This window comes from uncultured Tenacibaculum sp. (assembly GCF_947498805.1).
GTDB lineage: Bacteria > Bacteroidota > Bacteroidia > Flavobacteriales > Flavobacteriaceae > Polaribacter.
In genome coordinates, this window is sequence record NZ_CANMLT010000001.1 from 164972 (window position 1) to 184135 (window position 19164).

Consider the following 19164-nt stretch of genomic DNA (forward strand, 5'->3'; position numbering starts at 1 on the left):
TAGGTGAGTTTTTGAATGTGTATTTTTTAATTTTAGTTATTCAGCTTTATCAACGATTACTCTATCTTCACGATTGGCAACTTCCCAAGCAGTATGGAAAACTAAGCGAGCACGTTTTTCTAACATTTCATAGTTAATTTTATCAGGAGTATCAGTTGGCTGATGATAATCTTCATGTGTTCCGTTAAAATAAAATATAATAGGAATGTTATGCTTCGCAAAATTGTAATGATCTGAACGATAATAAAAACGATTCGGATCATTTTCATCGTTATATTTATAATCTAAAGCAATGTTTGTATACTTTTTATTCATCGCCTCAGAAATATTGTGTAACTCCGTACTTAACTTATCTGAACCAATTAAATAGATATAATTTGGCTCTCCCTTATGACGCTCATCCACACGACCAATCATGTCAATATTTAAATTTGTTACGGTGTTGGCTAACGGAAAAATTGGGTTTTCTGTATAGTATTTCGATCCTAATAAACCTTTTTCTTCACCAGTAACGTGTAAAAATAAAACAGAACGTTTTGGACCCTTACCTGCATCAGCGGCTTTTTTAAAGGCTTCGGCAATTTCTAAGATTGCCACTGTTCCAGAACCATCATCATCAGCTCCATTATAGATTTCTCCATCTTTCACACCTTCATGATCTAAATGAGCAGAAATAACAACGATTTCATCTGGTTTTTCAGTTCCTTTAATAAAGGCAACTACATTTTCAGAATCTTTTAATGTCATTCCTCTACGATTGTTGCTTAAATATTCAGAAGGTACTTCTTGAAAGTAATCATCACCTCCTAAAGGAGAAACAATTCCGCTATTTACGTAAAAGTCTTTTAAGTATTTTACCGCTTTTTTTTGCCCAGGTTCTCCTGTGTTTCTTCCTTCAAATTCATCTGAAGCGTATACAAATAAATGTTTTCCTAAGTCTTTTGCAGTAATCGTTTTCGCATATTTAGCAGCATAATCTACACTTGGATCTTCGTTAGAAGTTTGCTTGCTAGAAGCACAAGCAACAAAGGCAGCTACACCAGCTATATAGAGTAATTTTTTCATTAAGATTTTATTAGAATTCTGTTTTTGTTAGATTTCAAAAGTAACAAAAGGTTACTAAAAGACAAATTTAACTTTTCTTAATAACGAATTGTTCTAATGTTTTGTTAAATGTAATAAGCTCTTTAGGAAAGAGTTGCTCAAAAGCATTTTGCTCCATTAGCTCTTGCGAAGTTCCGTTGTATATGTTGTCTTCGGTGAGTAATATAAATTCATTGGCTAGTTGAATTGCCAAGTTTACTTCGTGAGTAGATATGACAATAGTTTTTCCAGTAGTATCAACCAGTTTTTTTAACAAAGAAAACACTTTAAACGTATGGTGAATATCTAGGTGGGCCGTTGGTTCATCTAGAATGATAATTTCCGTGTCTTGGGCTAAGGCACGTGCAATTAAAACACGTTGTAATTGACCATCACTTAACTCATAAAAACGTTTTTCCTTTAAATGTGAAATTTCCGTTTGTTCAATAGCCCAAAGGATCTTTTTTAAATGCTCAGGAGTTAAGGTATCAATCCAATTGGTATATGGTTGTCTTCCTAAAGACACCAATTCAAAAACAGTTAATTGGCTTAAAGGTAAGCGTTCTGTTAAAACCAAGCTTAATGTTGTTGATAACTGCTGATTTGTATATGTTGATAACTCCTTTTGGTTAATGTTAATGGCTCCTTCTAATGGAGGTTGAACTTTTGAAAGAGTTCGTAATAAAGTAGATTTTCCAATACCGTTTTTTCCTAATAAAGCAACAAATTTACCTTTTTCAATTGCCACATTAATATTAGAAGCAATTACATTTTGTTTCTTTTTAGTAGCGTAACCTATCGAAAGGTTTTCCGTTTCTAGTACGATATGTTTGTTTTGTTCTTTGATTTTTTAGTCTTTAATTTCTTGTCTACCAATAACTATACATATATTTTCTTTTTTCTAACCAAAAGCCATATTACAATTGGAGCTCCAAATAACGATGTAATGGCATTAATTGGGAGGGTAAATTCACTGGTTGGTAATTGTGCAATACTATCGCAAATTAACAATATAATAGCACCTGTTAAAGCAGAGGCTGGAATTAATATTTTATGGTTAGAGCTAGAAAAAAACATTTTAGCAATATGAGGAACAGCAATTCCAATAAATGCAATTGGACCTGCAAACGCGGTAATTACTCCAGTGAGTAAACTGGTTACAAGTAGAATAATATTTCTACTTTTCTTAATGTTAATTCCCAAACTCTTCGCGTAATTTTCTCCCAATAGGAAACTATTTAAAGGCTTAATTACTGAAAATAAAGCTAACATTCCAACAGTATAGATAATAGAGAATACCAATAGTTCATTCCAACTTAAATTTCCTAAACTACCAAAACTCCAAAACACATATTGCTGAATTTGCTCTGCTTCACTAAAATAAGACAATACACTTATAATGGCTGAGGTTAATGAACCAAACATTAAACCTATGATAAGAATAGACATAGTATTTCTTACTTTGTTTGCGGCTGCGATAACTGCCAATAGGACTACAAAAGAGCCTGTACTTGCAGCAATTGCTGTAGACCAACTTGAAACTGTGGTGGTTCCTAGAAAGCCTCCAAAAAGTCCAGTTCCTAAAATTAAAACGGCAACCCCCAAGCTTGCACCAGATGAAATACCCAATACAAAAGGTCCCGCTAATGGATTTCTAAATAAGGTTTGCATTAACAATCCGCTTATAGATAATCCAGAACCCACTAGAATAGCGGTAATGGTTTTTGGTAAACGATAATTAATTACAATGGTTTCCCAGCTTTCCTTAAATGGAATGCCTCCAAAGATGATATTGAATATTTCTTTTAAAGGAATAGCCACAGATCCTAAACTTAAATTCAAGAAAGCAAATACAAATAGAGAAACTATAAGTATACTAAAGTATTTGATATTTGTTTTGGTTGAATTCAATGAGTTAATTTTTAAAATTTGTGATCGTTTTAGAGGTGCTATTTTCTAACTCTTTTAAGAAGTCTAACATTTCGGTTGTTAATTTTAACTGTTGATTTTTACTCCAATAGTTTTTGTTGAAAGGATGTTTTATTTTAAAAATATCTCGTCTGTCTGATACTTTATTTTTCTTGTCAAAATTTTGAACAGGATCCTTATTTGTTTTGTAAATATAGGTTACATCGTAACTAATAGGGGTATTTTTATAATAACATTCTACCGTATACTTAAGTTTAGCATTATCTATACGGTACTTACCAGTGGCTGTTTCTTTCTTATAAAAGGTAACTAAGAGTTCGTTGTATATAGTTTTATACTTAATATTTTTTTTAATGGTATAATCTTGTTTGATACTGTCTTTATAATGAACTTTATTTAGAGAGTAATCGTCAGAATTAAGAATATAATAACCATTAGTACCTATATTCGTTTTGGGTTTAAAACATAACTTAATTAAGGAATCTTCTTTTAAAAAAGACTTATTAATTATAAAATCATTGGTAGAAATAGCAACTCTAACTAAGTTAGTTAACAACTCATTAAATCCTAGTAGTTTAAAGTAAACATCGTCTTTATCATATGCAGCTTTACGCATATGGTTAATGTAAACCTTATAATTTTTTTTAGTTATTGGATTTTCTGTGGTTGAAAAAAGAACTTTCCTGTTTATGATACCGTTTAAATCTTGGATTTTAATTATAGAATCGTTTCTTTTTAATATGGTTCTTAAAAAAAACTCTTCATCAAAATCATTAGGAGAGAAGTCGTTTTTTATAGTTTTAACCATTTTATGGAAAGCAGTATTCTTATTGCTAACCACAACTTCATTAAGATCAAAAGTTTTAGGTTCGAGGTATACAACTAAAGAATCTGAATTAAGCTGATTTATTGTTGTTTTGATTTTTTTATAACCTAAAAAATTAAAAGTAATAGAATCGTTTTTTGTTATAAAATCGAATTTTCCTTCTTCATTTGTCATGGTATAATCACTTCCATTAAAGACATCAACAAACTCAATAGGCTCGTTTGTGTTTTTGTCTACAACAGTACCTGTTATTTTTTTTTGAGAAAAAATAGGTAGTGTTAAAATACAAAGTGAAAATAATAGCGTTTTATTTTTCATTTTCTTTTTGAATTAAAAATTCAATCAATTTTTGAATCGCCCTACCGCGATGGCTAATAGCGTTTTTTTCATCTGAAGTCATTTCTGCAAAAGATTGTGTATAATCTTCTGGCTGAAATATAGGATCATATCCAAAACCTTTTTCTCCTTGTTTTTCAGAAAGAATGATACCATTACAAATTCCATCAAATAGGTATTGCTTCCCGTCTAAATTTAGACAAATAGAAGTTCTAAATTGTGCTTGTCTATCGGTTGCTTCGCCTAATTCAGATAGTAATTTTTGCATGTTGTTCTCTGCATTTGCAGGTTCACCTGCATAACGTGCTGAATATACTCCAGGATCACCATTCAAACTTTTAACTTCCAAACCAGTATCATCCGCAAAACAATTATACCCGAATTTTTCGGTAATATGATTTGCTTTAATTTGAGCGTTGCCTTCTAAGGTAGTAGCAGTTTCTTCAATATCATCAAAACAATTTATGTCTTTTAAAGAAAGCAGTTGTATCGATTCTGGAAGCATTTTTTGTACTTCAGAAAGTTTATTTAAGTTGTTTGTAGCAAAAACTAATTGCATTTTTCTTTTTTTTGAGTAAACAAATGTATCAAATTTTATAATCTTTGTATACAAAGATGTAGACTTTAATAAATTAAGTAATTTTCTTGAAGCCCTTGATTTTAAAAGGAAGTCGTGTAAATGTCGGGTTTAATTCATTTAAAATATTTCGTAAAAATCAATTTCAAAACTAACATTGTATGAAAAATAAAAATTTACTTACCATGAAACAACCAGAATTAGGAAGGAAGATTTATGAACTACGAAAGCAAAAGGGATTGACCCAAGAAGAGTTAGTAGAGAAGTGCAATATCAATGTACGAACCATACAACGTATTGAAGCGGGAGAAACAACTCCAAGAAGTTTTACCATTAAAGCAATATTAGAAGCGTTAGAGGCCAATTTAGATAATTTTACGAATGATGTAACGATTACAAATGAAGATAAAAAAGTATTGAATGTAGCTTGGATTTTTGGAATCCTATATTTCGTTTTTGGTTTTGTTGAAACCATTGCAGATATCTATCAATTTACAGGAGATGAATCATTTTTTAATACGATTTCATATTCTGCGGTTAAAATAATTTCCTCAGTTACATTTGTCTTATTTTTTATGGGTTTTTATAGAGTCGCGAAAATTTTTGACACACAACTGCTAAAAATAGTAGTACTTATTTTAATGACGGTCTATGTGATTTCTTCCATTTTAGATGTATATGTTATCAACCTAGCTGATGAAACTGTAATTATTTCCGCAGTAGGAGAACTGATTGTTTTTGGTGCACTTCAAATAGCATTCGGATTGAGTTTATTACAACTAAAAGATAAACTAGGAACCTTGATTCAAGTAAATGCTATTTTAGAAATTATTACAGGTGCTTGTTTGGCAACCGTATTATTGGCAACCCTAGGTCTGATATTCTTAATTCCTACCATACTTATTGAAATAATAGTGCTATATAAAATAGCAAGGTCGTAATACTTATTAAGATTTTTTAGAGATGAAAAAATATATAAAGCGAGTAATTGTATTACTTGTTATAGGAATGCTATACTTTTTATTTAAGCCAATTTTTGTATACAATTTTGGTTGGGAAAAGTTGAATAATAGCAATAGGGAGTTAGCAGTAGAACACACGAGAAATTCTTTTGTAAAAGCAGATAGTGTTTTAATAAAGGCATTAGAAAACATAAAGGCACCAGGAATATCTATTGCAGTAGGTAAAAACAATGTATTGTTGTGGGAAAATGCTATTGGGTATGCAGATATAGAAAGTAAAAAAAGAATTGGTATTGAAACAAGGTTTAGAATTGGAAGTGTATCCAAGGCTTTAACTTCTGCAGGTTTAGGAATTTTGTTAGCGCAAGAGAAAATAAACTTAAGTACTAAAGTCAAAGATATTTTTCCTAATTCTTATGAGAAGATGACTGAAGTAACTGTAGAGCAGTTAGCTTCTCATACCTCTGGGATTCGAAATTATGGGGTTTGTTTTAGTTTTCCTATTTGGGAATATTACAACCAAAAACAATTTAAAACCATTCGGGAGGCGACAGGAGTATTTGCGAATAGTACATTATTATTTTCCCCTGGATCTCAGTATAGCTATAGTACCTATAACTTTACCATGTTAAGTTTATTGATGGAGAAAAAAGCAGATCAAAAGTTTCTGTTTTTTATGGAACAGCAGGTCTTTAATCCTATAGGAATGAAAAATACTTCTGAAAGAGAAGAAGGTGATCTAGCAACATTTTACATTGTTGAAAAAGGAGCGTATAAAAAAGCATATTCTGTTAATAATAGTAATAAATATGCAGGAGGAGGGTATGTATCTACCCCAAAAGATTTAGTGCTTTATGGAAATGCTATTTTGAATAATACTCTTTTGAAAGAAGAAGTTAAGAACAAATTATTCACTCCGGTAAAGTTGACCAATGGAGAATTAAATAATGAGGGATATGCAATAGGTTGGAGAGTGGGAGAAACAACAAAAATATTTAAAGATCAAAGAAAAGTAGAAATAGTACACCATGGAGGGGTAGCTATGGGAGCAACTTCTTTTTTACTATTGCTTCCGGAGTATAACATATCTGCAGCAATTTCTATAAATGCAAATACAGGTAAAGGAAGAAGTCAAATAGTAGATACTTTATATAGCGTAATTGCTATTCTTACTCATGATGATAAGGTTCATTACGAAGAATTGTAAACCCGCGATAAATTTGCTCAACAACAAACAAACGAATCATCTGATGGGAAAAGGTCATTTTAGAAAATGATACTTTTCCTTTTGCTTTGTTGTAAACAGCTTCTGAAAAACCATAGGGACCACCAATGACAAATACCAATTGCTTGATTCCGGAGTTCATTTTCTTTTGTAAGTATTGAGAAAACTCAATAGAGGTAAAGTGTTTCCCTTTGTCATCTAATAAAACCAACTCGTCTGTTGGCTGAAGTTTTGCTAAAATTAAATTACCCTCTTTTTCTTTTTGCTGTGCTTCTGATAAGTTCTTTGCATTTTTGATATCAGGAATAATATCTAATTCAAACTTTACATAATGCTTTAAACGTTTTTCATAGGTATGAATTAGTTGAATCAAATTTTTATCATCTGTTTTACCTATAGCGAGTAATTTTATTTTCATAAGGCAAAATTACAAATGTTTTATAAAGTCTGTGTTAGGTTTGTATATAAAAACATACCTATTTACTTAACTTTAATATCCTAATAGCTCCCTGGATCACTAAAACAAAAACAATAGTCCCAATAAATAAATCAGGTTTGTTCGAACTAAACCAATTGACTAGAAGTCCTGCAACAATTACCCCAAAATTGATGATCACATCGTTTGAAGTGAAAATCATACTTGCTTTCATGTGAGCTTCCTCTTTACTTTTTGACTTTTGTAAAATGTAAAGACAAATTCCATTAGCAATAAGGGCTAAAATTGAGACGAAAATCATAGTAGAAAAATTGGGGAGTTGCTCACTGCCAAAAAATCTTCTTAAGACTTCTGAAAATCCAATAATAGCAAGTAGAATTTGAAAATATCCTGCAAGTTTAGCAATCTGTTTTTTTCTTGTTAAAGTACCTCCAACAGCAAATAAACTAATTCCATAAACAAAACTATCAGCCAGCATATCTAAGCTATCAGCTACTAGTCCCATTGATTTTGAAATGATACCAGTGGTCATTTCAATTAAAAAAAAGGCAAAGTTTATTCCAAGAACGGTCCAAAGAAGCTTTTTTTGATTGGTGTTTTCACTGAATTCAGTTTGATTAGTTTCTTCTGTAGAAATTCTTTTTCCTCCTAAATTTAATTCAAGAATCGATTTTTCAATTGAATTATATGAACCAGAATGAAAAACAGATAGTTTCCGATTAGGTATGTCAAAATCTAAATTGACAATAGTTGAAATTCCATCCAATTTCATTCGAATCAGATTTTCTTCCGACGGACAATCCATTTTAGATATTTCAAATATTGTTTTGTTTAATATTATCTCAGCCTTAGCCATTAGTTTCAAGATTGGACTGTAAACATGATTTGTTAAAGCTTTAAAATTATAATTATTTTCTTTTTAAAGAAACCAAAAGCCATAATTAACTACCGTATTTTTCTATCAGTCTAGGTAGTTTTACATTTAAAAACTTAATCTGTTGTTCAATTCCTTTTGGAGTATCATGATTGTGAGTTGAAACAATAATTAATTCTTTCTTAGGAATCATAATTATAAATTGACCACCATAACCCATTCCATAATTAACTACATCTCCTTTAAATTCTGATTGATACCAGCAAAATCCATGTTTAGAATTTCTTATACCCCATGTTGTTGGAGATTTTTCTTTTTTATTGAATAATTTTTGAACCCATTCTTGAGAAACTAATTGTTTGCCTTGCCAGTTACCATTTTGCTCCAATAAAAGACCTATTTTCATTAAATCCTTAGGTAGCATTTTAAGACCAAGACCGCTTCCATCATAATATCCTTTGTTTCTTTTTTGCCAGTCTAAAGAATCAATATCTAAATCATCGAATAAAAATGCATTGGCGAAATCCAATGTTGATTTTCCATATGCTTTACTTATGATTGCTGAAAGTAAATGAGTAGCGCCAGAATTGTAATTGTATTTTTCTCCAGGTATACTTTCTAAATCTTTTTTCAATACAAATGCAATAGGATTTTCGCTATTCAACCAATTTTGATGTTCTAAATACCCTTTCCAAGAAAGTCCTGAAGTTTGATTTAAAAGATGCTTGATAGTAATTAACTTTTTTTTCTCATCAGTTAAATCCTCAAATTCCTCTGGAAAATATTTTGATATTGGCTCGTTAACATTTTCTATATATTCTTTATCGATAGCTATTCCAATAAGAATACTCATAATCCCTTTTGTTAAAGATTGTACATCGCAAAGGCTTTCTTTTGTTTTTCCGTTATAATATTCTTCAAGAACAACTTTACCTTTTTTTGAAACTAAAGTAGAGAAGATATAATTTTCTTTTGGCGTGCTATTTTCTGTTGATTTATTCTCTTTTTTAACCTCTTTACAAGATAAAAGTACAAGTATAATTGTACTCAGTATCAATATGGATTTTTTGTTCATACAAGTATGCATTTGAGTAGTTGCTAGTTTATTTGTCGACATGTCAATCAATTACTAAAGAGCTGTTTAATAGAAAATGATAGAACACATTTATTATACTTAACGAACTTTAAAAAACAAGTTTTATTGTTAAGTTGTTTTAGAATGCTATAGTCCTAAAAACAAAAAACCACACTAAAAGCGTGGCTGATAACATACTTGTTGCAATTGTTTTCTTTACAACGATAAACGGTACAATAATACAAATTGAATAGTAGCAATTACGTAAATAAAAAGTTAAGGAAATATTAAAAAGTAATAGAAAACTTAAACTTATAAGTTAATCAATACTGTTATCGTTCCAATCCAAATAGCAACAACAAAAAGAATATCAATTATGTTCTTGGTTTTGAATAGAAACATCTCATAAATTAAGATTAGAGATTCTTTTGCAGCTTTCATAGTAGTAGGTTTGTATAGGTTGAGTTGTATGAGCTAAGTTAAGAAAGATAGCTCATAAATGAGATAAAACTTATTCACAGTTGTTAATAAAAGATATTGATTATAAGTGAATTACTGCCTGTTTGTTTTTCAATTAGTACTATTGTTATAAGAAATAAAACAAAATTTCAATACCTGTAGAATTTTGTTCGTAAAAGAAGGTGCTTGTATCTAAGTACAATAAACAGAAAACACAAAAGAGAGAACTAAAAATAGTTGTATTTTTACGTCAGAATAACAGAAAATATGATATCAAAAGAACAATTTGAAAAAGAGCTAGATTTAATTATCGCAAATGCCATTAGAGAAGATATTGGAGACGGAGATCATACCTCATTATCGTGTATTCCAGCTACTGCAACAGGTAAAGCAAAACTTTTAGTAAAAGATGAAGGAACCATTGCAGGAATTGAGTTTGCTAAAAAAGTATTTGCGTATGTAGATAAAGACTTAAAAGTTGAAACTTTAATAGAAGATGGAGAGAAGGTAAAGCACGGAGATATTGTTTTTTATGTAGAAGGAAAATCACAATCGATCTTAATGGCAGAACGTTTGGTATTAAACGCAATGCAACGTATGAGTGCTATTGCAACCAAAACACGTTTTTTTGCTGATTTATTAGAAGGTACTAAAACAAAAGTATTAGATACTCGTAAAACCACTCCAGGAATTCGTGCATTAGAAAAATGGGCGGTGAAAATCGGAGGAGGAGAGAACCACCGTTTTGCTTTGTATGATATGGTAATGATTAAAGACAATCATATTGATTTTGCAGGTGGAATTACACAAGCCATTACCAAAACTAAAAAGTACTTGGCAGAAAAAGGTTTAGATATAAAGATTATTGTAGAAGCACGTGATTTAGAAGAAATCAAAGAAATTCTTTCTAATGAAGGTGTATACAGAATTTTGATTGATAACTTTAATTATGAAGACACTCGAAAAGCAGTGGCGTTAATTGGAGATACTTGCTTAACAGAATCTTCGGGAGGAATCAATGAAAAAACCATTAGAGAATATGCCGAATGTGGTGTAGACTTTATCTCATCTGGAGCATTAACACACTCTGTATATAACTTAGACTTAAGTTTAAAAGCAGTAGATTAATATAACCCAACCGTCATTGCGAATAAAAGGAGGTAGTCTTCTTTATTGCAAAGACAAGTAAATAACTAAATACTCATGAAAAAAAGCTTAATCCTAGTAGCTACTTTGGTATTGGCAATTTCTTGTAATACAAAAGAAGCTAAAAAAGACATGAAAGCAGATATGGTAGAAAATCCGTTACTGGTAAAGAGTTCCTTAGATTACGGGGCACCAGATTTCACTAAGATAAAAAATGAACACTTTATGCCTGCTATTTTAGAAGGGATGAAGGTACAAAATGAAGCTATTCAAAAAATAGTTGATAGCAAAGACGCACCTACTTTTGAAAATACCATTGTAGCTTTAGAAGAAAGTAGCAAAACATTAGACAATGTTACTGCAGTTTTTTATGGTTTAGCAGGAGCACATACCAATGATGAGATTAAAGAAATTCAAAAAGAATTAGCACCTAAGTTTTCAAAACATAGCGATAATATCTTGTTAAATACCAAATTATTTGCACGTATTAAGCAAGTATATGACAATTTAGAAAGTTTACAATTAGATGCTGAGTCTGCTCATTTAGTAAAAGAATACTATAAGAACTTTGTAAAAGCAGGAGCAAATTTATCAGAAGACAAAAAAGAAGAATTAAAAAAGATCAACTCTGAATTGGCAACCTTATCAAACGATTTTGGAAAGAAATTGTTAGACGCTAGTAAAAAAGGAGGAGTGGTAGTAACTGATAAAGAAAAATTAAAAGGATTTTCAGAAGATAAAATCAAATCGATAGAAAAAGATGGATCTTATGAAATTCAATTAATTAATACTACGCAACAACCATCATTACAATCATTGGAAAACAGAGAAGTTCGTAAGGAATTATTTGAAAAATCAATTCACAGAACAGATGGAGGTGAATATGATACTAGTGATTTGGTAAAGAAAATGGTAGCCTTAAGAGCTAAAAAAGCACAAATTTTAGGCTTTGATAACTACGCTAGCTGGAGTTTACAAGGAACCATGGCAAACACTCCAGATAAGGTGTTTGAAATGTTCAACGGATTAATCCCGGGATCGTTAGACAAAGCAGCTTCAGAAGTAAAAGAAATTCAAGCAGAAATCAATAAAAATGGAGGAGATTTTAAATTAACTCCATACGATTGGAATCATTATGCTGAAAAAGTACGTAAGTCTAAATACAACTTAAACGAAGAAGAGGTAAAACCATATTTCGAAGTAACCAATGTATTGGAAAAAGGAGTATTCTATGCAGCAACGAAATTGTATGGAATTACGTTTAAAAAGCGTACAGATATTCCAACTTATCATCCAGATGTTGTGGTATATGAGATTTTTGAAGAAGACGGAAGTCCGTTAGGATTGTATTACGGAGATTTCTTCGCTAGAGATAGTAAAAGAGGAGGAGCTTGGATGAGTGCTTTTGTAAAACAATCTAAGTTACGTAACCAAAAGCCTGTGATTTACAATGTATGTAACTCGCCTAAACCAGCAGAAGGAGAGCCAGCATTGATTAGTTTTGACAATGTAGAAACAATGTTCCATGAATTCGGACATGCGTTACACGGATTATTCGGTAATCAAACTTACGCTTCTATTTCAGGTACAAGTACTTCAAGAGATTTTGTTGAATTTCCATCGCAGTTTAATGAAAACTGGGCTACACATCCAGAAGTTTTAAACAACTACGCATTGCACTATAAAACTGGAGAAGTAATTTCTGAATCATTATTAAAGAAAATTAAAGATGCAGGAACTTTTAACCAAGGATATTCAATCATTGAAAACTTATGTTCATCTAATTTAGATATGCAATGGCATACGATTTCTGTTGATGATACTATAGAAGACGTAGCAAAGTTTGAAGAAGAAGCCTTGGCTAAAATGAAATTAAATGTAGATGAGGTTCCACCAAGATACCGTTCAACATACTTTGCACATATTTTTAGTGGAGGATATGCCGCTGGATACTATTCGTACTTATGGACAGAAATGTTAAGCCATGATGCATACGATTGGTTTAAAAACAATGGATTGTTAACGCGTGAAAACGGACAAAAATTCCGTGAGCAAGTATTATCAAAAGGAAATACAATGGATTATGCTGAAATGTATAAAACATTTGCAGGAAGAGATCCACAAGCAGAACCAATGTTAAAAGCTAGAGGTTTAAAATAGATGGATGATTATTTTGACAATGAAACATTTTCAAAAGTCAATTTTAATACCTTAAAAATAAAAAAAGGAGAATATGACAATTGTACGTTCGAGAATTGTAACTTCGAGAACGTACATGCGTCTAATATTCAGTTTTTAGAATGTGAGTTTATCGATTGTAATTTTAGTAATGCCATCGTAAACCAAACGGCATTTAAAGATTGCAGTTTTTCTGATTGTAAGTTGATAGGAGTAAAATTTTTTGAATGTAATCCGTTTTTCTTACAAATGAATTTTAAAAATTGCCAACTCAGCTTTTCATCATTTTACCAATTGAAAATTCCGAATACAGAATTTATTAATTGTGATTTAAAAGAAGTTGATTTTACAGAAGCGAATGTTTCAAGTGGAGTATTCGAAAGAAGTAATTTGGAAGGTGCAATTTTTGAAAACACGAATTTAGAAAAAGCCAATTTGAAAACTGCTTTTAATTTTTCTATTTCACCAGAAAGGAATCGATTGAAAAAAGCGGTGTTTTCAAAAGAAAATATTCAAGGGCTGTTAAATGCCTACAAAATTGTAATTGAAGATTAAGTTAATTAGTGTGCTATGAATAAGATTGTTAATTTGATTGTGTTATGTTCTTTGTTAGGGCTAGTTTCGTGTAAAAAGGAGTTGAAGAGTGAACTAGGAAAGAAGCAAATCAGAATTACAGAAAGAGTTCTATTTAAACAACCATATTTTGAGTTAGAAAAGGGAGCAAACAGAGAGTGGAAGACCAAATTAAAAATTGTTGAAAAAGATTCTTCGATTTTTTATATTTATAAGAGAAGTCATGAGGAAAAGTATAGTTCTTTTTTTAGATATGATAAGTATACTAGTGAGTTATATATGGCTCCTAAGCAAACTTTATTGAAAAATAAGAGGCAAAAGTACTTGAATAAAAGATTATCTGATAAACCATTTTATTTCTTTTGGAATATTGAGGAAATCCCCCATTTAACTGAACCAATTCTCTTTAATGAAGATTATGGTGTTTTAATGGTTGTCAATGAATTTTCAAATAATTGGGTTTTTCTAAATAAAGAAGATGTCGGTTTAACAAATGAAATTACAAAGGAAATCAAAAAGATGTATTTAAATTAGCGTTTAAAACTCTGTATTACCTTGAATAAAAAAAATGACTAGAAGAATAGAAGACAAACTAGAAAAGATTCCAGTTGTAAATTGGGTCGTAGCCTTTGGGAAGAAAGTGAAAATTCCAGGGCTAGAAGGAATGTCTTTATATGACGTATTAGAAATGTATGTGATTGGTATTGTTAAAGGAGCTTTAACTACCAGAGCAGGAGGGATTGCTTATAGTTTCTTTATGGCTATTTTTCCGTTTTTACTATTCATTCTTACCTTAATACCCTATATTCCTATAGACGGATTCCAAGAAGGACTTTTTTCACTTATTCAAGAAATATTACCGCCTAAAACCTTTGAGGCAGCCGATGGTGTTTTAAAAGATATTTTAAACAATCAGTATGGAGGATTACTATCGTTTGGTTTTTTAGTTTCTATTTTTTTAATGACTAATGGAGTCAATGCCATTTTTGGAGGCTTTGAATATTCTTACCATGTAAAAGAAGTTCGAAGTGTAGTAAAAGCCTATATCATTTCATTAGGAGTATCGTTATTAATGTCATTGTTCTTAATTGTAACAGTAGTATTGATTATTATGTATCAAATAGCACTTTCTAAAATAGGAGAGTATGGCTGGTTTGATTTAAACGACTTAGATTTGTTTTACTACGGAAGAGGTTTCTTATTCTTGGTAATGATTTTTACGATTGTTTCTTTACTCTTTAGATACGGAACCAAGCAAGGAAAAGAAGTAAAGTTTTTCTCGGCAGGAGCTGTATTAACTACAGTAGTATCTATGTTTACCTTTTATCTTTTTGGTATTTATGTAGTAAAGTTTGCACAATACAATCAATTATATGGTTCTATAGGAACCTTACTTATTTTAATGCTTTTCGTATGGTTAAACGCTATTATTTTATTGTTAGGGTTTGAGTTAAACGCAAGTTTATACCGATTAAAACGTAAAAATAAAGCCTAATTTAACCACTGTTTTTCTGCATAAATTTCGGATATTTGCAGGCTTAAAGTCAATAGACAATTATCAATTAACAGGGAACAATAGTCCTTGATATAAATCAGATTATTGACAACTGACAACTGATAACTGACAACTGATAATTGACAACTGATAATTGACAACTGATAACCGATAACCGAAAAAAATATGAAACCAAGTATCCCAAAAGGAACCAGAGATTTTTCATCAACCGAAGTAGCAAAGAGAAACTATATATTTTCTACGATTAAGCATTCGTTTGAAAATTTTGGATTTCAACCTATTGAAACTCCAAGTTTTGAAAATTCTTCTACACTAATGGGAAAGTATGGGGAAGAAGGAGATCGTTTGATTTTTAAGATTTTAAATTCAGGAGATTATCTTAAAAAAGTTGATGAGAATTTATTAGCAAATAAAGAAAGTCAGAAGGTAATTTCTAAGATTTCAGAAAAAGCATTGCGTTATGATTTAACAGTGCCATTTGCACGTTATGTAGTACAACACCAAAATGAAATCACATTTCCATTCAAACGTTATCAAATTCAACCTGTATGGAGAGCTGATCGTCCGCAAAAAGGAAGATTCAGAGAATTTTATCAATGTGATGCCGATGTAGTAGGAAGTACATCACTTTGGCAAGAGGTAGAATTTGTACAGTTATACGATACGGTTTTTAGTAAACTTGGATTAAAAGGAACGACTATAAAAATCAACAATCGTAAGATATTATCTGGTATTGCTGAGGTAATTGGGGCATCAGATAAATTAATTGATTTTACGGTTGCTTTAGATAAATTAGATAAGATTGGTAAAGAAGGAGTAGTAAAAGAAATGCTAGAAAAAGGTATTTCTGATACTGCTATAGAAAAGGTTGATCCGTTATTTAATTTTGATGGAGATAATCGTACTAATTTAGCAGCGCTAAGTGATATGTTGCAATCTTCGGAAGAAGGAATGAAGGGAGTTGAGGAATTACAATTTATTGTAAATGCTATTGAAGAACTTGGCTTAAGTTCTGCTTCTTTAGAAATAGATGTAACCTTAGCACGTGGATTGAATTATTACACTGGAGCTATTTATGAAGTAGCTGCACCAGAAGGAGTAAAAATGGGATCTATTGGTGGTGGAGGAAGATATGACGACTTGACAGGTATTTTTGGGTTGAAAGACGTGTCGGGAGTTGGAATCTCATTTGGATTAGATCGTATTTATCTAGTAATGGAAGAACTTGGTTTATTCGAAGCAGTTCAATTACCAAAACCAAAAGTATTGTTCTTGAACTTTGATGCAGACCAGAGTATTACTAAGGTGAAAGCAATTAAAGAATTAAGAGACAACAATATTAAGTCGGAATTGTATCCAGATGTAGCTTCAAGTAATAACCAACAAAAAAAGCAGTGGAAGTATGCTACAAATAGAGAAATTGACTTTGTAGTAACGGAAGCAGAAAATGGTACACTTGTTGTAAAAGATATGAAGGCAGGAGAGCAAACAACTTGTACTGTCAACGAATTGATTAACAAACTAAAGTAAATTAATGACAATGTCGTAAATTTACGCCTTATAACAACAGAAAGAAATGTTTGAAGTGAATAACAACAAAATGAATGACGAAAGAATAGACGAAATAGGAGAGAACCACATTGCAACGTCGGCTAAAACTCCATTAAGAGCAGATGCTTTTGATATTTCAGACAAAGAAAAAATAGAAAGAATTCAAGAGAGTGTTAAAGAAATTCTTGAAACTTTAGGAATGGATTTAACAGACGATAGCATGCAAGGAACTCCTAAGAGAGTAGCAAAAGCTTTCGTTAATGAATTGTTTATGGGATTAAACCCAAAGAACAAACCAGAAGCTTCTACTTTTGACAATACGTATAAGTATGGTGAAATGTTAGTAGAAAAAAACATTATTGTGTATTCTACGTGTGAGCACCACTTATTACCAATTATTGGTAGAGCGCATGTTGCTTATATTTCAAAAGGAAAAGTAATTGGACTTTCTAAAATGAACCGTATTGTAGAGTATTATGCAAAACGTCCTCAAGTACAAGAGCGTTTAACAATGCAAGTAGTACAAGCAATGCAAGAAGCATTAGGAACAGAAGATGTAGCTTGTGTTATTGATGCAAAGCATTTATGTGTAAATTCTCGTGGAATTAAAGATATTGAAAGTAGTACAGTAACTGCTGAGTTTGGTGGAGCGTTTAAAAACAAAGAAACAAAACGTGAATTTTTAGACTATATCAAATTAAATACAGACTTTCACTAGAAATTAAAAAATTGGCATTACATTTGCATAACAATAAGCATTACTGGCACTTAAGCAAGTAATATATAATATTTTATAATGAATAAAGGTACCGTAAAATTCTTCAATGATTCAAAAGGATTTGGATTTATCACAGAAGAAGGAACAAACAAAGAACATTTTGTACACGTGTCAGGATTAATTGACGAAATTCGTGAAAACGATGAAGTTGAATTCGAGTTACAAAATGGAAAAAAAGGATTAAACGCTGTAAACGTAAGAGTATTATAATATATAATTATTACCAGAGTAAACTTTTTAATGAAAGGCCTATCAAATTTTGATAGGCTCTTTTATTTTTAAAACTAAATTTTTAGAATGGAAAATGCTACAAATAGAAACAATATAAAAATAGGTATTGAAGTTGAAGTAGTGCAAAAAAATCACCAAAGAACTGGAGAGTTAACTTATGGGATTGTAAGTCGAATACTAACAAAATCATCCTATCATCCACATGGGATAAAAGTGCAATTAGAGTCAGGTATTGTCGGTAGAGTAAAAAAGATTTTAAACAATTAATTACTTTGTTTTCTGAGCTTTTTTATTCCATCTATTAAAAACCATGATGCAAACAGCAGTCGAACTAATAGAAAGATATATTTATTTTCCGTTCGAAAGTTTAACAAGACCCTATACGTTTCTCGTTCTTGAAAGAACATACTAAATGTTCCAACCAATATAAATACTCCAATAGCCAAATAAAGGAAGGGTAATACTTTTTTCATGATTAGTGAATAGGGATTTTAATTTCGTATTGTTTCCTGCTCTTATTGTTTAACTTGTTCTCTCTTAACCAAGAGTTGTGTAATTTCAATTCTTTGTAAGTAGTATTAAAATGTCTTGCAAAAGAAGCAATGTTTGTAATTGCAGTATCTACCTTTACTGTATATGTTGGAGGTAGTGTATATAGATCTTCTTGATCATACACAAAACCATATTTTTTAGGGTTTGAAATAATCTCTTTTAAAGCTAAGATTCTAAATACATAACGTTCTGTTTCGTTTGGTAATTTTGCGTCATAATAGCTAGAAACTCCTTGGGTATCTAATCGCTTAGCAACACCATAATTCCCGGCATTGTACGCCGCTGCTGCCAATGTCCAAGATCCAAAACGCTTTTTAGATTTTTTTAAATACTCTGCTGCCACTTTTGTAGACTTTTCTATATGATAACGCTCATCTACATTGTTATTAATCTCTAATCCGAATTCCCTACCGGTTTGCTTCATAAAGTGCCACATACCCGCAGCTCCAGCAGAAGAAGTTTCATCAATAAAACCACTTTCAGCTAAAGCTAAAAATTTAAAATCATCTGGTAAACCGTGTTTCTTTAATAAAGGTTCTAAAATAGGGAAGTACTTATTAGATCTTTTTAAAAGTAATAAAGCGTTGGATTGCCAATAGGTATTCACCAATAGCTCTCTATCCATACGCTCTCTAATATCTTCTCGTTCAATAGGCACACGTTCTCCAGCCAAATTTAAACCTTCAGGTAGCTTTACAGCTTTTATAACATAGCTTTCAGCAACGTTTTTAACTACGGGCTCTCTGTCTTTACTAATACTATTTGTTAATAAAACAGATAGACCACTTACGGTGATTAATGATAAAATTCTTACAGCTTTATTCATACTTCAATATTTTATAAGAAACACAGTTTAT

General features: G+C 31.1%; 21 protein-coding genes. 11 read left to right on the forward strand and 10 right to left on the reverse strand.

The window, feature by feature from the left end; translation table 11 throughout:
* Positions 1–36: 36 nt before the first annotated feature.
* From Q0873_RS00800 to Q0873_RS00820, 5 genes are all read right to left on the reverse strand, one after another.
* Positions 37–1065 carry a M28 family metallopeptidase gene (locus Q0873_RS00800; RefSeq protein WP_299103824.1) on the reverse strand — a complete coding sequence of 343 codons (1029 nt, stop codon included), beginning with the start codon at positions 1063–1065 and terminating at the stop codon, positions 37–39.
* A 67-nt stretch (positions 1066–1132) separates the two neighbouring features.
* Complete coding sequence (locus Q0873_RS00805) at positions 1133–1831, reverse strand: ABC transporter ATP-binding protein (RefSeq protein ID WP_363322514.1); 699 nt, start codon at positions 1829–1831, stop codon at positions 1133–1135.
* Between the two features lie 131 nt (positions 1832–1962).
* Positions 1963–2994, reverse strand: a complete 1032-nt coding sequence (locus Q0873_RS00810; RefSeq protein ID WP_299103825.1) for an iron ABC transporter permease — start codon at positions 2992–2994, stop codon at positions 1963–1965.
* A gap of 4 nt (positions 2995–2998) precedes the next feature.
* Positions 2999–4156: a carboxypeptidase-like regulatory domain-containing protein gene (locus Q0873_RS00815; protein ID WP_299103826.1), complete on the reverse strand. Its 1158-nt coding sequence runs from the start codon at positions 4154–4156 to the stop codon at positions 2999–3001.
* Positions 4146–4733, reverse strand: a complete 588-nt coding sequence (locus Q0873_RS00820) for a non-canonical purine NTP diphosphatase (RefSeq protein ID WP_299103827.1) — start codon at positions 4731–4733, stop codon at positions 4146–4148. The genes Q0873_RS00815 and Q0873_RS00820 overlap by 11 nt, the downstream gene beginning before the upstream one ends.
* Before the next feature lie 179 nt (positions 4734–4912).
* Here Q0873_RS00820 and Q0873_RS00825 point away from each other — a divergent pair, with 179 nt between their 5' ends.
* Together Q0873_RS00825 and Q0873_RS00830 are read left to right on the forward strand one after the other, a co-directional pair.
* The gene (locus tag Q0873_RS00825) at positions 4913–5692 is read left to right on the forward strand and encodes a helix-turn-helix transcriptional regulator (RefSeq protein ID WP_299103828.1); all 780 of its coding nucleotides are present in this window, start codon (positions 4913–4915) and stop codon (positions 5690–5692) included.
* A 22-nt stretch (positions 5693–5714) separates the two neighbouring features.
* Positions 5715–6920 (forward strand): serine hydrolase domain-containing protein, encoded by a 1206-nt coding sequence (locus Q0873_RS00830; protein WP_299103829.1) that lies wholly within the window; start codon positions 5715–5717, stop codon positions 6918–6920.
* Here the strand turns inward: Q0873_RS00830 and rlmH are convergent.
* From rlmH to Q0873_RS00850, 4 genes are all read right to left on the reverse strand, one after another.
* The gene (gene rlmH / locus Q0873_RS00835) at positions 6883–7356 is read right to left on the reverse strand and encodes a 23S rRNA (pseudouridine(1915)-N(3))-methyltransferase RlmH (protein ID WP_299103830.1); all 474 of its coding nucleotides are present in this window, start codon (positions 7354–7356) and stop codon (positions 6883–6885) included. The genes Q0873_RS00830 and rlmH overlap by 38 nt on opposite strands.
* A gap of 58 nt (positions 7357–7414) precedes the next feature.
* On the reverse strand, positions 7415–8230 hold the full coding sequence (locus Q0873_RS00840; RefSeq protein ID WP_299103831.1) for a cation transporter: 816 nt from the start codon (positions 8228–8230) through the stop codon (positions 7415–7417).
* Between the two features lie 85 nt (positions 8231–8315).
* Positions 8316–9323 carry a serine hydrolase gene (locus tag Q0873_RS00845; protein WP_299103833.1) on the reverse strand — a complete coding sequence of 336 codons (1008 nt, stop codon included), beginning with the start codon at positions 9321–9323 and terminating at the stop codon, positions 8316–8318.
* Between the two features lie 312 nt (positions 9324–9635).
* Positions 9636–9764: a hypothetical protein gene (locus tag Q0873_RS00850; RefSeq protein WP_299103834.1), complete on the reverse strand. Its 129-nt coding sequence runs from the start codon at positions 9762–9764 to the stop codon at positions 9636–9638.
* Between the two features lie 285 nt (positions 9765–10049).
* On the opposite strand from Q0873_RS00850, the gene nadC reads away from it, so the two are divergent.
* The 9 genes from nadC (at position 10050) to Q0873_RS00895 (ending at position 18022) form a co-directional block, all read left to right on the forward strand.
* Positions 10050–10910 carry a carboxylating nicotinate-nucleotide diphosphorylase gene (nadC, locus tag Q0873_RS00855; RefSeq protein ID WP_299103835.1) on the forward strand — a complete coding sequence of 287 codons (861 nt, stop codon included), beginning with the start codon at positions 10050–10052 and terminating at the stop codon, positions 10908–10910.
* 75 nt (positions 10911–10985) lie between these two features.
* On the forward strand, positions 10986–13088 hold the full coding sequence (locus Q0873_RS00860; protein WP_299103836.1) for a M3 family metallopeptidase: 2103 nt from the start codon (positions 10986–10988) through the stop codon (positions 13086–13088).
* Positions 13089–13661, forward strand: coding sequence for a pentapeptide repeat-containing protein (locus tag Q0873_RS00865; RefSeq protein ID WP_299103837.1), 573 nt, complete (start codon positions 13089–13091; stop codon positions 13659–13661).
* Positions 13662–13676: 15 nt separating this feature from the next.
* Positions 13677–14213 carry a hypothetical protein gene (locus tag Q0873_RS00870; RefSeq protein WP_299103838.1) on the forward strand — a complete coding sequence of 179 codons (537 nt, stop codon included), beginning with the start codon at positions 13677–13679 and terminating at the stop codon, positions 14211–14213.
* A gap of 34 nt (positions 14214–14247) precedes the next feature.
* Entirely contained in the window at positions 14248–15174 is a 927-nt protein-coding gene (locus Q0873_RS00875) for a YihY/virulence factor BrkB family protein (RefSeq protein ID WP_299103839.1), read from the forward strand.
* Positions 15175–15360: 186 nt separating this feature from the next.
* On the forward strand, positions 15361–16725 hold the full coding sequence (gene hisS / locus Q0873_RS00880; protein ID WP_299103840.1) for a histidine--tRNA ligase: 1365 nt from the start codon (positions 15361–15363) through the stop codon (positions 16723–16725).
* 46 nt (positions 16726–16771) lie between these two features.
* On the forward strand, positions 16772–17464 hold the full coding sequence (folE, locus tag Q0873_RS00885; protein WP_086030677.1) for a GTP cyclohydrolase I FolE: 693 nt from the start codon (positions 16772–16774) through the stop codon (positions 17462–17464).
* 78 nt (positions 17465–17542) lie between these two features.
* Positions 17543–17734 (forward strand): cold shock domain-containing protein, encoded by a 192-nt coding sequence (locus Q0873_RS00890; protein ID WP_299103842.1) that lies wholly within the window; start codon positions 17543–17545, stop codon positions 17732–17734.
* 87 nt (positions 17735–17821) lie between these two features.
* A complete protein-coding gene (locus tag Q0873_RS00895; RefSeq protein WP_299103843.1) occupies positions 17822–18022 on the forward strand; it encodes a YwbE family protein in 201 nt (66 codons plus the stop codon).
* 208 nt (positions 18023–18230) lie between these two features.
* Here the strand turns inward: Q0873_RS00895 and Q0873_RS00900 are convergent, their stop codons facing one another.
* Entirely contained in the window at positions 18231–19133 is a 903-nt protein-coding gene (locus Q0873_RS00900) for a lytic transglycosylase domain-containing protein (protein ID WP_299103844.1), read from the reverse strand.
* Positions 19134–19164: the final 31 nt, after the last annotated feature.